A 15,385-nucleotide genomic window follows, 5' to 3' on the forward strand; every position below is an offset into this window, starting at 1 on the left:
TTAAAAATATGTTAGCGGTATGAAACCGGAATAACCTTAACGTTTGTCTGTTTTGGCTGTAATCATGTCGCCAATCCATTGAATGATAAATACTACAACTAAAATTAAAATCGTTGCCATTAATGTTACGTCCTGACGATTACGTTGGAAACCGTCTAAAAAGGCTAAGTTTCCGAGACCACCAGCACCAATAATTCCTGCCATTGCTGTATAGCCGACAAGTGCAACCGCAGTTACTGTAAGGCCTGAAATAAGTGCAGGTAAGGATTCAGGAATTAAAACTTTCCAAATAATTGTTGAAGTTTTTGCCCCCATTGAACGAGCCGCCTCAATAACGCCTCTATCAATTTCACGTAAAGCGATTAATACCATTCGTGCATAGAACGGTGCGGCACCTATGATTAGTGCCGGTAATGCTGCATCTGCCCCACGGATTGTCCCAAGTAAAAATTTCGTGAATGGGATTAATAAAATGATTAGCACGATAAATGGAATGGAGCGGAAAATATTAACGACCGACCCTGTTAAAAAGTTAACCAATTTATTAGCCCAAAGTTGGTTAGGACTTGTTAGGAATAGGATGATGCCAATGGCTAACCCAAGAATAAAGGTTACAACCGTTGAGATAGAAGTCATATATAGTGTTTCATATGTGGCTTCCCACATTTTTTCCCAGTCGACATTCGGAAAGAGACTAGTTAGCATCTGTAATCACCTCCGTTTGTACTTCCACTGTATTTAAATAACTTAATGCAGCAGTCACATTGTTCGCTGAACCATCAATTTGGACAATGAGTGTACCATATGCGCCATTTTTCGTTTGCGAGATGTTACCATGTACAATACTCATTTCAACATCAAACTGCTTCACTAGATGTGAAATAACTGGCTGCTGTGTTTTTTCTCCTACAAAGACCAGCTTGACAAGTTGGCCCGTTGGATAATTTACTTTTAGCTGTGCCATTGTTTCCTGCGTTTCTTTCGTATCTGTAATTTGAGAAACAAACTTTTTCGTGATAGCTGCTTGTGGTGCTTGGAAAACTTGTAATACTTCTCCACGTTCTACAATTTCCCCCGCCTCCATCACTGCCACACGATGACAAATTTTGCGGATGACATGCATTTCATGTGTGATTAAGACAATCGTTAACCCTAATCTTTCATTAATGTCTACAAGTAAATCAAGAATGGCATCTGTTGTCTCCGGATCCAGTGCGGATGTTGCTTCATCACATAACAATACTTCTGGATTATTCGCGAGCGCACGCGCAATCCCAACGCGCTGCTTTTGTCCACCTGAAAGTTGCGATGGGTACGCTGTATCACGTCCCTCTAAACCAACAAGGACAATCAATTCATTCACGCGCGCCTCTCGTTGCGCTTTAGGTACACCTGCAATTTCTAAAGGAAAAGCAATATTTTCCGCAACTGTTCGAGACCAAAGTAAATTGAAATGTTGAAAAATCATACTTACCTTTTGTCTAGCGTTTCGGAGCTTTTGCCCTTTAATCGATGAAAATTCTTGGTTGTTCACCGTCACCGTACCGGATGTTGGCTTTTCTAAACCGTTTAATAAACGAATCATTGTACTTTTACCAGCGCCACTATAGCCGATAATGCCAAAAATCTCACCTTTATTAATGGATAGATTGACATCTTTGACTGCTGTTAATTCGCCATTCGCGGTTTTGTACTTCTTGGTAATATTTTGAAGCTTTATCATAGCGAATACTCCTTTTCTCATATAGAAAACCCCTTCACTCACGACAAGTTGAAGGGGTCACGTACTTTATACGTTGAACCGTTCTCTCATCTTTCAAAGAAAATTTCTTTGGGTGATTTGGCACCTTTTCACTAATGTGATGGTTGCCGGGCTTCATCGGGCACTTCCCTCCGCCACTCTTCATAAGAGTTCGATATTTTATTTTTATTTAAAACTTATGCTGAAATAAAATTAATATAGTTGATACTTTACCATGCTAGTAAAGTTCAGTCAATTGGTTTTTTTAACAATTCGTATAAAAATGGTACGGATTGAAAAGCATATACCTTTTCTGTAACTTTTTCGCCATCACTTATAAGTAAACATGGTACACTTTCTATTTGGTAATCATAAGCTATTTGCTCCATAAAATTCATATTCGCTTTACCAAGCTGTAACTGTGGCAGCAATTGCTCAACAATATCCATCATTTTTGATGCGACTGCACACGTCCCACACATTGGTGTATATAAATAAAAGGCAGTTTTTTCACCAGACTGCATCGCCGCTTCCCACTGCTCTTTTGACCATTCTTCCATCTTTTCACGCAACCTTACAAAATATATTCATTATGGATGGAGAAATGCGCGCGCAGTAAAATCATCGCTAGCACTTTCCTCGGTGTCGTCTCTACTTCTTTATAGGTTGGCATCGTGCGTAAATGCTCCGCCTCTGGATAATGTCTGTCCATTAATGCCCGTAGCTTATCACCTGATGCATCTGCATCAAAAAATGTGTATAGCTCACACCCCTCATAAGGATCGAGAAGCTCTTCTAATTGATGAACACCGATTGTACCATTTGTACACAGTATAAGTACATTCTCATTCAAAATAGGTTCAATTTGAAGCTTATCCGAACGGCCTTCCACGATTAAGCATTTCCCTCCGAACATCACGACACCCCCATTTAAACATCAACCCACTATACCCTATTATATAATAAAAAACGCCGGTAATCTCCGACGTTTCCATGTGTTACAGGCTTATCATTATTCAGCAATCATTTCTTCGTATTGTTCTGCTGTCATAAGTTTTTCAATTTCTGATGTGTCAGCAGGCTCTACAACGATCATCCATGCTTTTTCATATGGTGATTCATTTACGAATTCCGGGCTATCTTCTAAATCAGCATTTACTTCAACTACTTTACCTGAAATAGGCGCGTATAATTCAGAAACAGTTTTTACTGATTCTACACTACCGAATGGATCATCTGTTTTGATTTCGTCGCCAACTTGTGGAAGCTCAACGAAAACGATATCTCCAAGTTCAGATTGTGCGAAGTGTGAAATACCGATACGTACTTTACCATCTTCTACTTTTACCCATTCATGTTCTTCAGAGTATCGTAAGTCTTTAGGTGTGCTCATGCAAAAAACCCCTCCATAAATATGTAATATATTCACTATCAGTGTGCCATACTTCTCCCATAAAAACAAGGATAAAAGCGGTTATTTCCAAGCATGCTCAAATTCGGATTCTTTAAACCCTAATGTCACTTTTTCTCCATCAGTAACGATTGGTCGTTTAATCAGCATACCATCTGATGCAAGTAGTGTCAGTTGCTCTTCTTCCGACATTTCAGCAAGTCTATCCTTCAAGCCAAGCTCGCGATATTTCATACCAGAAGTATTAAAAAATTTCTTCAATGGTTGCCCACTTGCTTGCCAAAAGCTCTCTAATTGTTCCTTTGTTGGTGGTTGTTCCACGATGTGTACCTCTTCAAATGAAACACCATTGTCAGTTAACCATTTTTGTGCTTTTTTACATGTCGTACATTTTGGATAATGGATAAATTGAATCGTCATATGTAGGCTCCTCTACAGTCATTTTCTGTAGTATACCATCATAGCTGTCATGAACCAAAATGAAACCTTTTGAGAAGTTCTATCCGTCACTTTTGTCGTTCTATCCATCACTTTCGCGATTCTATCCGCTTCACGCAAAAAACTAGCTACCTTATAACGAGTAGCTAGTTCATGAGATATTCTAGACGATGAATTTTTCAGCTTCAATTAGTTTAACAGAAGCTTCACGTTTCTTCGCAATTAGGTTATAAGGATTGTTACGCGTTAGCTTACGTAACGCAGACAATGTCATGCGGGCAGCATCTCCATCCGCTGAAGCAAGAATTGTATCTTTCGCTTCTTTTTCTATTTCTGCAAAGGCCTCTTGGCAGAAGATTTGTGTATAGAGAAGTTTTTGATGTGCTTTGTCTACTCCGTCACGTGCAATGGCCTTTTCTGTGCGTAATACAACTGATTCCATTGCAAATAGTTGGTTAGCAATGTTGGCGATATTCACAAGCACTTCTTGCTCTTGATCGAGTTTTGCACCGAAGCGTTGTGCAGCCATACCAGCAGCTAACACAGCAATTTTCTTCGCATTTTTCACAAGATATTTCTCTTGTGCTAAAGCTTCCGTGCCCACTTCTTCAGGCATTAACATCAGCAACTCTTGCTGTAAGTTTTGCGCCACTTGCAGTAAAGGAAGCTCACCTTTTAATGCTTTTTTCATGAATGTACCAGGCACAATCATACGATTAATTTCATTTGTTCCTTCGAAAATACGGTTAATACGTGAGTCGCGGTAAATACGCTCTACTTCATACTCTGCCATAAAGCCATAGCCACCGTGTAATTGCACCGCTTCATCTGCAATGTAATCTAATGTTTCTGAACCGAAAACTTTTGCAATAGAACATTCAATTGCATATTCAGCAATGGCATCTGCAATCACTTTTCCTTGCTTTTGTTCTTCAGGACTTAACATGCTTAAACGATCTTCGAATAATCCTACTGTACGATAATTTAAGGATTCTGACGCATATAATTGAGACGCCATAGTTGATAATTTTTCTTTTGTTAAGTTGAAGTCAGATAGCTTCGTTTTGAATTGCTGACGTTGATTTGTATACTGAATGGCAAGCTCTAAAGCACGTTTTGATCCACCAATTGTGCCAACACCTAATTTATAACGACCGATGTTTAAGATATTGAATGCAATCACATGGCCACGACCCACTTCACCTAACAAGTTTTCAACAGGTACTTCTGCATCTTCAAGTACTAGTGTACGAGTTGAAGATGATTTAATGCCCATTTTCTTCTCTTCGGGACCAACCGAAACACCACTATATGCACGTTCTACGATAAATGCCGAGAATTTATCGCCATCGATTTTTGCATAAACAACAAATACATCAGCAAAACCAGCGTTTGTAATCCATTGTTTTTCACCGTTTAATACATAATGTGTACCTGCAGCATTTAACTTTGCAGTCGTTTTAGCACCTAATGCATCAGAACCTGAACCTGGTTCTGTTAATGCGTATGCTGCGATTAATTCGCCAGAAGCAAGTTTTGGTAAATACTTTTTCTTTTGTTCTTCATTTCCGAAAAGTACGATTGGCAATGAACCAATTCCAACGTGCGCACCATGCGTAATGGAGAAGCCACCTGCTACAGACATTTTTTCTGCGATTAATGCAGAAGAAACTTTGTCTAAGCCAAGACCTTCATATTCCTCAGGTACATCAGCCCCTAGTAAACCGAGTTCACCAGCACTTTTTAATAAACGTACTGAATGTTCAAACTCGTGATGCTCTAAGTTCTCAACTACAGGTAATACTTCGTTTGCAACATACTCTTCAGTCGTTTTTGCAATCATTTTATGCTCATCTGTGAAATCTTCGGGTGTAAATACACGATCTAATTCCACGTCTTCAATGATAAATCCGCCGCCTTTAATGATATCCGTTGTTTTTTCTGTCATGTTAAATTCCTCCCTAGTTTTATGGTGCCTGGCACTCACACAATTTTCACACAATTACAATTGTCATATATAGAAAAGCTCGCAGTACTTTGTTCGGAGGCAACCGAAAACGCAATACCCCGAGCTTAACTAGTAAAGTTATATTATTTCAAATACTCCAGCAGCACCCATACCGCCACCGATACACATTGTCACGACACCATATTTCTTGCCTTGACGTTTCAGCTCATGAATGAGCTTTAATGTTAAAATTGCGCCTGTTGCGCCGAGTGGATGTCCTAATGCAATTGCTCCACCATTTACATTGACCTTTTCTTGGTCGATACCTAAATGACGAACAACTTGTAATGATTGTGAAGCAAATGCTTCGTTAATTTCCCACAGGTCTATATCCTCAATAGCTAGACCTGCAATTTCAAGTGCTTTTGGGACAGCAACGATTGGACCAATCCCCATTACTTCAGGTGGTACACCGCCAACTGCAAAGCCTAAAAACTTCGCCATTGGAGTCATTCCTTGCTTTTCTGCTTCCTCACGATCCATTACTAACACAGCTGCTGCTCCATCAGAAGTTTGTGAAGCGTTTCCTGCTGTAACACTTCCTTTCACATGGAAAGCTGGGCGAAGCTTCGCTAAACCTTCAACAGATGTGCCTGAGCGCACACCTTCATCCATACTGAAAGTGAATTTCTTTACTTGTGGTTTGTTATTGTCGTCCACATAATGTTGTTCCACTTCGATAGGTACAATTTCATCATTGAACTTACCTTCTTTAATGGCTTTCTCTGCTAGCTCATGTGAACGCACCGCAAAAGCATCCTGATCTTCACGACTCACATTGTATTGACGTGCCACTTCCTCAGCTGTATGCCCCATCCCCATGTAATATTGTGGTGCAGTTTCAGCTAATGCCGGATTTAAGCGAGGTGTATTGCCGACCATTGGCACCATACTCATTGATTCAACGCCACCCGCAAGAATCGCCTTTGAATGGCCAAGCATAACGCGCTCAGCGGCGTAAGCAATTGCTTGTAAACCTGAAGAACAGAATCGATTGATCGTTAGTGCAGGCGTTGTATCTGGTAATCCTGCAAGAGCCCCAATGCTCCGCGCTACATTCATGCCTTGCTCTGCTTCTGGCATCGCACAACCTAATATTAAATCATCCACTGGACCTTCATAGCCCGCTCTTTTTAATGTTTCTTTGACAACAATTGCCCCAAAATCATCTGGTCTGACTGTTGCTAAAGAACCTTTTTTCGCTTTTCCAATAGGAGTTCGTGCTCCTGCTACAATAACGGCTTCACGCATTCTCTAAATCCCCCTTTGTGTCCTGTGCAAAATATAGTCATAAACGCCTTCATTAGTTACGAAGTGGTTTGCCTTTTAAAAGCATGTGTTGCATTCTTTGTTGTGACAACGGTTCAGCTACTAAACTTAAGAAAGCTTCACGCTCAAGATTTAATAGGTATTGTTCGTCAACTAATGTGCCATACGGAACTTTACCACCTGCGATAACATAAGCTAACTTTTTGGCAATTTTTAAATCATGCTCACTAATAAAGCCTGATTCAAACATACCTTGTGCACCGATCAGTAGTGTTCCATAACCTGATGCACCTACAACAGGGATTTTTGCTGGCACTGGTGCTTGGTAGCCCGCTTCATATAGTGCTAATGCTGCTTGCTTTGCATCATAAATTTGGTGATCTGGATTCACAGAAATACCATCTGCAAAATCTAGGAAGTTATTAACACGTGCCTCTTCACCTGACGTAGAAACCTTTGCCATCGCAATTGTTTCAAATACTTTATTGGCGATATTTTGATAGTCTACCTCCACGCCATTCGGTAAACCTTTGATGAATTTTTGGTAAAGTGCTTTATTACCTCCACCACCAGGAATTAGTCCAACGCCGACTTCCACTAAGCCCATATAGGTTTCCATCGTTGCTTGAATATGTGCAGTCGGTAAGCAAACCTCTGCGCCTCCACCAAGTGTCATAGCAAACGGTGCCGCAACTACTGGCTTGCGAGAATACTTAATTTTTTGCATCGCATCTTGGAAAGCTTTTATAACGAAATCAAGCTCAAAAATGTTATCATCCTGTGCTTCTACTAAAATCATACCTAGATTTGCACCCACACAGAAATTTTTGCCTTGGTTACCAATGACTAAGCCTTTATAGTTAGCTTCTACTTCATCAATGGCAAAGTTAATCATTTGAATGATATCTAAACCAATAGCATTGGATTGAGAATGGAACTCTAGCAATGCAATGCCATCACCCAAATCTATTAAGCTAGCACCTGTATTCGATTTGATAACACCATGTTTTTTCTTGTAGCGCTTTACATTAATTTCTTTTTCATTTACTGGTACTTTCATGTATTCTGTACCGTTGTAGTACGCTAAATCACCATCAATTTCAGCATAGAACGTGTCAAAGCCATTCGCTAACATATCTTTGACGAAGGCTGGTACTACACGACCTTCCGCCTCCATTTTTGCCACGGATTCTTTAACGCCGATTGCGTCCCAAATCTCAAATGGACCTTGTTGCCAACCGAAGCCCCATTTCATCGCATTATCAATGGCTACAATATCATCAGCAATTTCACCGTGTAGCTGTGCAGAGTAAATTAATGTTGGCGCAAAAATACGCCATAATAAGTCCCCTGTACGATCCTTCGCATATGTCAATGCTTTTACTTTGTTTGCTAGACCACGTGCCTGTTTTGCTAATTCAATAGAAGGCGTTTGCAATTTCTTTACTGGACTATATTCTAATGTATTTGGGTCAATTTCTAATATGTCTTTACCTTTTTTTACAAAGAAACCTTGCCCAGATTTCGCCCCTAGCCAGCCATTCGTTACCATTTTTTGCAAGAATTCTGGTACTGCAAACACCTGCTGCTCTTCAGCTGTTGTTTGGTCATATACATTCTTCGCTACATGAATAAATGTATCTAGTCCGACAACATCTAAAGTACGGAATGTTGCTGATTTCGGACGGCCGATTAATGGACCTGTTACAGAGTCTACCTCACCGACCGAATAGCCACCCTTCATCATTTCTTGCAATGTGACAAGTAAACCATATGTTCCAATACGGTTAGCAATGAAGTTTGGCGTATCCTTAGCAAGAACAACACCTTTTCCAAGGATGTCTTCACCAAATGTCTTCATAAAATTGATGACTTCAGGTGCTGTCGTCTTTGCTGGAACCACTTCAAGTAATTTCAAATAACGTGGTGGGTTGAAGAAATGCGTCCCTAGGAAGTGCTTTTGGAAATCTTCTGAGCGTCCCTCCGCCATTGCATTAATGCTAATTCCCGATGTATTCGAACTGATGATTGTACCAGGTGTACGCACAGCATCAATTTTTTCATATAGATTTTGCTTGATGGCTAAATTCTCAACGACTACTTCAATAATCCAATCGACGTCCTTTAGCTTTGCTAAATCATCCTCAAAGTTACCGACTGTTAGTAGTGATAAATTTTGCTTAGAAGTAAGTGGTGCCGGTTTTTGCTTAACTAACTTTTGTAGAGCTCCCTGTGCAAAGCGATTGCGTACAGCTGGATGCGCAAGAGTAAGTCCCTTTACCTCTTCCTCTTTTGTTAGTTCTTTCGGTGCAATATCTAGTAATAGTGTTGGAATACCGATGTTTGCTAAATGTGCTGCAATTCCAGAACCCATTACACCAGAACCTAGAACAGCTGCTTTGTTAATATTGTAAGTCACAAGCAATTCCCCCTTATTCTCCCATTGAATGAATAGCCATTCATTTTTTGGCCAAAAAAAATCAAATTCACCTGAGCGTATTTTAGTCCAGAAGTTGAATTAGACTAGCACAATTCAACATTTACCGTTTTCATGCAATAAATTTGTGGAATACGCCTGCGGCATATCTTCGTTCAGTTGACATTTTGACAGATGATGAATAAAAAATTAACTAATTTTCACCGACTACCTCTCGAGGTAGCAGTCTTCCCCTGAAAAGAAGATAAAACTACTTTTTCTGTTTTTAGTGTAGATTATTTTGACTAAATTAGCAATCTTTTTTTCTCCAATTATTTTTGCAGTATACAACTTTTTTTGTTCTTTACGAGCGAAAATACGACAATAAGTAGATTCACAAAGAGCGTAAACAGATAACTTTCAGGATTAATAAAAAATGTGTAAAATGGAACCAAGGAGCGTGAAATACTAATGAAAACAATTACAACTGCAGAACAATTTAATGAGCTGATCGCTGGCGAACAAAAGGTCCTAGTGAAATTTTATGCTGGCTGGTGCCCAGACTGCACTCGTATGAATATGTTCATCGACCCAATTATCGAAGAATACAATCAATATGACTGGTATGAGCTTAACCGTGATGAGCTTCCAGAAATCGCAGAAAAATATGATGTTATGGGTATTCCAAGCTTACTAATTTTCCAAAATGGTGAAAAATTAGCGCATTTACATAGTGCTAACGCAAAATCACCACAGCAAGTTACCGAGTTTCTATCTGCTCAGTAATGATGCCAAAGGGCTTATCTTTCTGAGTCACTTAAGCTGTGAATGCGAAGTGACATCTTTCATCTACAAAAAAAAAAAGCAGCTGCATTTCTTCAATGAAATGCAGCTATTTTTTAAAAGGAGCTATTTATGCACTGTCAATTACCATTACAAGGAACATCACAATACGATGCATCTATCTCACCAAGCTATCGTAATTCTGCCTGTGGCCCAACTACTGTCCATGTTATCCTACAATACTTACACAATGACAAAAATATCCCTGCTGTTAACGAACTTTACACAATGCTTGGTGGCACCAAAATTGGTCTGTTTAAATGGCGCTTAATCCATAATCTTCGCAAGCTGTTTCCAACATGGGCTATACGAGATTGTACTTTAAAAGAAGCCATGCAGGAAATTGATGAAGGTCGTCCCGTAGCGATGCGTTTCGATCGTTATTTTAGCTTACAATGGCGCGATAAAAAATCTGCTTATGCCTATCATTGGGTACCCCTCATTGGCTATGAAATTCACAACGATGAGCTCTTATTAATTTTTCATGATAATGGTGGTCCACATCGTGATAGTAAAATACGTTCAATCTTTTATAAAGATAACAAGAAAGTATTACGCTTTGTAAAAATCGCTCCTAACTAAGCGAATATAATGAGCGTGCCTGCTTGGCAATTAATGTGAAGCCTCGCTCTTCTAGCGCTTTAAATGTATGTTGCTCGTAACCTGGCACTGCTAAACTCGTAAACTCAGCTTCTATTGGTACGTTTGTTTGAATTGTCGCGAGTTCGTGTGATAATTTCAACATATCAACATTCTCTTGAATCTTCGTTCGTTGTCCCGGCTTTAACTCTTCTAAAGAAGCAATGACCTTATCGATAGAACCGTATGTTTGAATAAGTGTTAATGCTTGCTTCGGCCCAATTCCTTTTACCCCTGGATAGCCGTCACTGGTATCGCCCATAAAGGCCTTCACCTGCGCAAATTGCATAGGTTTAATCCCATATTCTTCTATAAATCTTGTATGCGTATAGACATCGTACTCCGTGTAACCCTTTTTCGTAAACGCAATCTCTGTCGATGGCGTTAACAGTTGCAATAAATCTTTATCGCCACTAATGACCGTTATGTTGGCTACGTCTTGCCATTTAGAAATCATCGAACCAATGACATCATCGGCTTCCATACCTGCAACTCCAAAGTTTTGCCAGCCCATTTCCTCAGATAAAGTTTTCGCCATATCAAATTGTGGCAGCATTTCCACTGGGGGTGCTGGGCGATTTGCCTTATACCCATCATATAACTCGTTACGAAACGTATGGGCGCCCATATCCCAACATACGGCTATATGTGTTGGTTGCATGATGGACTGTGCTGTCATTACATGACGTACAAATCCTTGGGCACCATTTGTCGGTGTGCCGTCTTCTAGACGTATAAAATGCCCCATCGCAGCTGAAGCAAAAAATGACCGGAATAATAAAGCCATGCCATCTACAATTAAAAGTTTTGGTTTAGTTGTCATTTAAAAAATTCCTCTCTCTCAACATTCCTTTATTATAGCAACAATGATTGAACTATGCTTTAAATGGGAATGAATCATTAAAGATAATGTAAGGGGGATTACTAATATGAAAATCCATAGTGGTACTTTATATTGGCCAACAACCATTCACAACGAACTTTCTATTATAAAAAACCCGATTGCACCTTATTATGAGGTCATTATTATTGGGGGTGGCATATCTGGTTTTCTAACTGCACATGCTTGCTTAGAAGCTGGCCTAAAAGTTGCCCTGATCGAAAAAAATGACATTGCAAAGGGCAGTACTGTCGCTAACACAGGGATTTTACACTTTAGTAATGACATGATGTTACATGAACTAATCGATCAAATTGGTGAAAAAGATGCGGTCCGCTTTTATAGAATGTGCTACGAAGCGATTCAACACATTGAAACGATTACTAATACACTGCCTGACCAAGCGGATTTCCGACGTCGCCAAAGTATTTGCTTTGCTAGCAAAACACGTGATGCTTCCAAGCTATTACGTGAATTTAATGCGTTGCATACACATGGATTTCCTTGTGAGTATTGGAATGACATTATTATAAAAGAGCGCCTTGGTTTTGAAAAAGAAGGTGCCCTTGTTACATTTAATGACGCTGAAATTAACCCTGTAAAATTCGTTCAAGCACTTGCTGAACAATGCCAACAAAGAGGTCTCCATATATTTACCAATATTATGGTGAATGTGCTAGAGGATATGCATGACAGCACTATTTTGCATACTATAAATGGTCAATTCACTACACGTCATTTAATTTTTGCTACTGGCTATCAACATTTACCATATGGACAGTTAAAGGGCTCGGATTTCAAACGGTCCTATACCATTGTGACCAATTCGATCGACAATTTTAAACCATGGTATGAACATTCACTTATTTGGGAAACGAAGCGTCCTTACTTGTATATGCGCACAACGCCAGACAATCGAATTATCATCGGTGGTCTTGATGAAGATAAAGCTAAAGTACCGAAATCTGAAGAAAAGCTAGAGAAGCAATCTAATAAGCTACTTGCATCATTGCATGAACTATTTCCTCATTTTAATGTAAAAATCGATTACAGTTATTGTGCAACTTTTGGAGATTCAATAGATTGTCTACCCTTTATAGGCGAACATCCTGATCATCCTCGTTACTACTATTTACTTGGCTATGGCGGGAACGGTACTGTTTATAGCATGATTGGCGCAAACATAATAACTGACTTGCTAAAAGGTGTACCTAATGATGACGCGAGGATTGTAACCTTGGCACGTAAAAATGGTATCAAATAATGGAAGACGATTATTAAGATGTGAAGGGCGTTTATTATGTTAAAAATCCGCTGCGCTTTCCGCAAGGGCTTGCATATGCTCCATGTTGAGTCTCATGCTCTTGCTTGCCTGCTACCCACGTTTTCGTCGCCCATGCGTCTAAGCGGATTTTTATCTAGATATCAAAAAATAGTATGCTATGACTAGCATACTATTTTCACATTTGGGACAGTTGCTTTTTATTTTTTCGCAATACGATGTCGATGATCGAGTTGAATACCTGTAATCCATTGTAAAAATGCAGTCACACCCGTTTTCACTGTTTCTATACGTAATTCCCCTTCTTTAGGATCAGCATAGACAAAGTCAATATGGCGAACACCTTCATTTTCGCCAATGAGCTTTACAATATCAAATAATTCATAAGCCGTTAAACCACCCGGTGTCGCGGCAGGGACTTCAGGTGCAAATGTTATATCAAGTGCATCCAAATCGACTGATACATAAATACGATCTACCTCAAACATTAGCTGACGAAGCATTTCACGAATTGTAAGCTGTATACCATCCCTGCGCATTTGCTTTAGGGTAATCATATGAATACCTTGTTCACGTGCGTAATGAATCATCTCCGGTGAATTGAAAAAGCCATGCAAGCCTACATTATAAATATGCTTTCCTTCGACAACACCTGCCGCAATCAATTGCTGTATAGGAGAATCCATTGCTAGGCCAATTTCTTCCTGGTTCCTTGCATCTAAATGCGTATCAAGTTGAATAACACCAATACGATCCTGTGGAAAAGCATTTTTTATGCCACGTAGAGAACAAGCGGTTATCGCATGATCCCCTCCAATGAGGCAGGTAAAGCTTTTCTGATAGGCAACACTTAAGCTTTCTGCCGCAGCCTCAATAGCCGATTCAGAAATCATTTTATCTGTCGTATGAATAGCGACGTCACCAATATCAACAACAGCCAGCGCCCGTAAATCCACTTGCTCATCTAAATTATAGGATTGAAAACTAGACCATGCCTTGCGAAAAGCATGTGGATACTGTGCTTTTTTGGACGACTCACTTGCATACGATAATAACGCGCCATAGACAATGATATCAACATCACTCGGCTGTGGATTTTCCTTTTGTTTTATCCATTGATGCATACCCGAGCCATTTTCTTGCTTCCACTGCCATTCAGGTTGAATAAACATGTTAACCGACCACCTTCACGCCTTTTTTCCATACTTTTTTCACATGATTAACACCAAAAATATAATGTAACTTTTGATGATTATGCACATCCCATAAGACGATATCTGCTTGCTTTCCTACTTCAATCGAGCCAACACGATCCTCAATTTGCAGTGCACAGGCAGCATTATATGTAGCAGCACATAAGCTTTCCGCTGGTGTCATGTTCATCGTAATACACGCTAGATTCATGACTAGTGGCAATGAGATTGTCGGGGATGACCCTGGGTTACAATCTGTAGAAATTGTCACAGGTACACCAGCATCGATAATGTCTCGTGCACGTGCTGGCTTTTCTCCTAAATACAGTGCCGTTGCTGGCAATAAACAAGCGATAACACCTGATTTTGCAAGCTCTTCTATTCCTTCATCTGATACTTTTAATAAATGTTCTGCAGAAATTGCCCCTACCTTTGCTGCGACATACGCACCTTTATTTTCTTCAATCTCATCCGCATGAATTTTTGGAATAAGCCCATATTCCTTACCAGCTAGTAAAACTCGCTCGGATTGCTCAGGGGTAAAGACATCCACCTCACAAAATACATCTATGAATTTCGCAAGATCCTCTTGAACAACTGCTGGGATCATTTCTTCGATGACTAAATCGACGTACTTATCCGGGTTCTCTCTATACGCCTCTGGCACCGCATGCGCTCCCATAAAGGTTGGGACAATATCCATTGGATGTTTTTCATGCAATCTTCGCATCACACGTAATTGCTTTAACTCATTTTCTAGGTCCAGTCCGTAGCCACTTTTGCTTTCCAGTGTTGTGACACCATGCTGTAAAAATAAGTCCAATCGCCTTGCCGTTTGATTGAAAATATGTTCTTCAGATAAAGTACGCATTTTTCTGGTTGTTGCATGAATACCTCCCCCAGCATTCATAATGTCCATATAACTCGCACCTTCTAAACGCATCTCAAATTCATGCTCACGGCTACCCCCGAAAACAACATGCGTATGAGGATCTATTAATCCAGGTGTGACAATCTTTCCAGTTGCATCTACAATCTCAGCTTCTTGTGCCCGATGTAAATATTTTAGAATCATGTCCCGTGTCGTCCCCAAATCTTGAATCAAACCGTTCTCAATCCATACACTTCCTCCCTCAACAATACCGAGCTCTCGCATTTCTTCGCGCACACGTGGCCCTTTTTTATCGCTAGCTAGTGTCACTAATTGTGAAATATTTTGAACCCAAATTGGCTTCTGTGACAATCCCGTCATCCCAAACTCCCCC

At 39.9% G+C, this 15,385-nt stretch carries 15 protein-coding genes and 1 riboswitch; of the genes, 3 read left to right on the forward strand and 12 right to left on the reverse strand.

Annotated elements, in window-relative coordinates:
- Nucleotides 1-36 precede the first annotated feature (36 nt).
- The 9 genes from C9J31_RS18830 to C9J31_RS18870 all read right to left on the reverse strand — a co-directional run bounded on the left by C9J31_RS18830 (nucleotide 37) and on the right by C9J31_RS18870 (nucleotide 9,286).
- A complete protein-coding gene (locus C9J31_RS18830; RefSeq protein ID WP_054767601.1) occupies nucleotides 37-705 on the reverse strand; it encodes a methionine ABC transporter permease in 669 nt (222 codons plus the stop codon).
- A complete protein-coding gene (locus C9J31_RS18835) occupies nucleotides 695-1,723 on the reverse strand; it encodes a methionine ABC transporter ATP-binding protein (RefSeq protein WP_107949208.1) in 1,029 nt (342 codons plus the stop codon). Before C9J31_RS18835 ends, C9J31_RS18830 begins: the two co-directional genes overlap by 11 nt.
- Nucleotides 1,724-1,806: 83 nt before the next feature.
- A riboswitch (SAM riboswitch) is annotated at nucleotides 1,807-1,912 on the reverse strand.
- A gap of 77 nt (nucleotides 1,913-1,989) precedes the next feature.
- Nucleotides 1,990-2,301, reverse strand: coding sequence for a thioredoxin family protein (locus C9J31_RS18840; RefSeq protein WP_107949210.1), 312 nt, complete (start codon nucleotides 2,299-2,301; stop codon nucleotides 1,990-1,992).
- Between the two features lie 14 nt (nucleotides 2,302-2,315).
- Entirely contained in the window at nucleotides 2,316-2,657 is a 342-nt protein-coding gene (locus C9J31_RS18845; protein ID WP_054767600.1) for a toprim domain-containing protein, read from the reverse strand.
- Between the two features lie 96 nt (nucleotides 2,658-2,753).
- Nucleotides 2,754-3,134, reverse strand: a complete 381-nt coding sequence (gene gcvH / locus C9J31_RS18850) for a glycine cleavage system protein GcvH (protein WP_054767599.1) — start codon at nucleotides 3,132-3,134, stop codon at nucleotides 2,754-2,756.
- Between the two features lie 81 nt (nucleotides 3,135-3,215).
- Nucleotides 3,216-3,572 carry an arsenate reductase family protein gene (locus tag C9J31_RS18855; protein ID WP_107924175.1) on the reverse strand — a complete coding sequence of 119 codons (357 nt, stop codon included), beginning with the start codon at nucleotides 3,570-3,572 and terminating at the stop codon, nucleotides 3,216-3,218.
- A gap of 181 nt (nucleotides 3,573-3,753) precedes the next feature.
- Complete coding sequence (locus tag C9J31_RS18860) at nucleotides 3,754-5,538, reverse strand: acyl-CoA dehydrogenase family protein (RefSeq protein WP_107949211.1); 1,785 nt, start codon at nucleotides 5,536-5,538, stop codon at nucleotides 3,754-3,756.
- Between the two features lie 138 nt (nucleotides 5,539-5,676).
- On the reverse strand, nucleotides 5,677-6,849 hold the full coding sequence (locus C9J31_RS18865) for an acetyl-CoA C-acetyltransferase (protein ID WP_107924177.1): 1,173 nt from the start codon (nucleotides 6,847-6,849) through the stop codon (nucleotides 5,677-5,679).
- A gap of 52 nt (nucleotides 6,850-6,901) precedes the next feature.
- Entirely contained in the window at nucleotides 6,902-9,286 is a 2,385-nt protein-coding gene (locus C9J31_RS18870; RefSeq protein ID WP_107949213.1) for a 3-hydroxyacyl-CoA dehydrogenase/enoyl-CoA hydratase family protein, read from the reverse strand.
- A gap of 468 nt (nucleotides 9,287-9,754) precedes the next feature.
- On the opposite strand from C9J31_RS18870, the gene C9J31_RS18875 reads away from it, so the two are divergent.
- Both C9J31_RS18875 and C9J31_RS18880 read left to right on the forward strand, forming a co-directional pair.
- Nucleotides 9,755-10,069: a thioredoxin family protein gene (locus C9J31_RS18875; RefSeq protein ID WP_054767598.1), complete on the forward strand. Its 315-nt coding sequence runs from the start codon at nucleotides 9,755-9,757 to the stop codon at nucleotides 10,067-10,069.
- Between the two features lie 129 nt (nucleotides 10,070-10,198).
- Nucleotides 10,199-10,708 (forward strand): C39 family peptidase, encoded by a 510-nt coding sequence (locus C9J31_RS18880; protein WP_107949215.1) that lies wholly within the window; start codon nucleotides 10,199-10,201, stop codon nucleotides 10,706-10,708.
- Here C9J31_RS18880 and C9J31_RS18885 read toward each other — a convergent pair.
- The gene (locus C9J31_RS18885; protein WP_107949217.1) at nucleotides 10,701-11,588 is read right to left on the reverse strand and encodes a 5'-3' exonuclease; all 888 of its coding nucleotides are present in this window, start codon (nucleotides 11,586-11,588) and stop codon (nucleotides 10,701-10,703) included. The two genes, C9J31_RS18880 and C9J31_RS18885, sit on opposite strands and share 8 nt — an antisense overlap.
- A 106-nt stretch (nucleotides 11,589-11,694) precedes the next feature.
- Between C9J31_RS18885 and C9J31_RS18890 the strand changes: the two genes are divergently transcribed.
- Nucleotides 11,695-12,909 (forward strand): NAD(P)/FAD-dependent oxidoreductase, encoded by a 1,215-nt coding sequence (locus C9J31_RS18890; protein WP_107949219.1) that lies wholly within the window; start codon nucleotides 11,695-11,697, stop codon nucleotides 12,907-12,909.
- 218 nt (nucleotides 12,910-13,127) lie between these two features.
- Here C9J31_RS18890 and C9J31_RS18895 read toward each other — a convergent pair whose 3' ends face one another.
- Both C9J31_RS18895 and hutI read right to left on the reverse strand, forming a co-directional pair.
- Nucleotides 13,128-14,099, reverse strand: a complete 972-nt coding sequence (locus C9J31_RS18895) for an agmatinase family protein (protein WP_107924182.1) — start codon at nucleotides 14,097-14,099, stop codon at nucleotides 13,128-13,130.
- Nucleotide 14,100: 1 nt separating this feature from the next.
- Complete coding sequence (hutI, locus tag C9J31_RS18900) at nucleotides 14,101-15,372, reverse strand: imidazolonepropionase (RefSeq protein WP_107949221.1); 1,272 nt, start codon at nucleotides 15,370-15,372, stop codon at nucleotides 14,101-14,103.
- Between the last annotated feature and the right edge of the window lie 13 nt (nucleotides 15,373-15,385).

The organism is Lysinibacillus parviboronicapiens (assembly GCF_003049605.2).
GTDB classification, from domain to species: Bacteria; Bacillota; Bacilli; order Bacillales_A; family Planococcaceae; genus Lysinibacillus; species Lysinibacillus parviboronicapiens.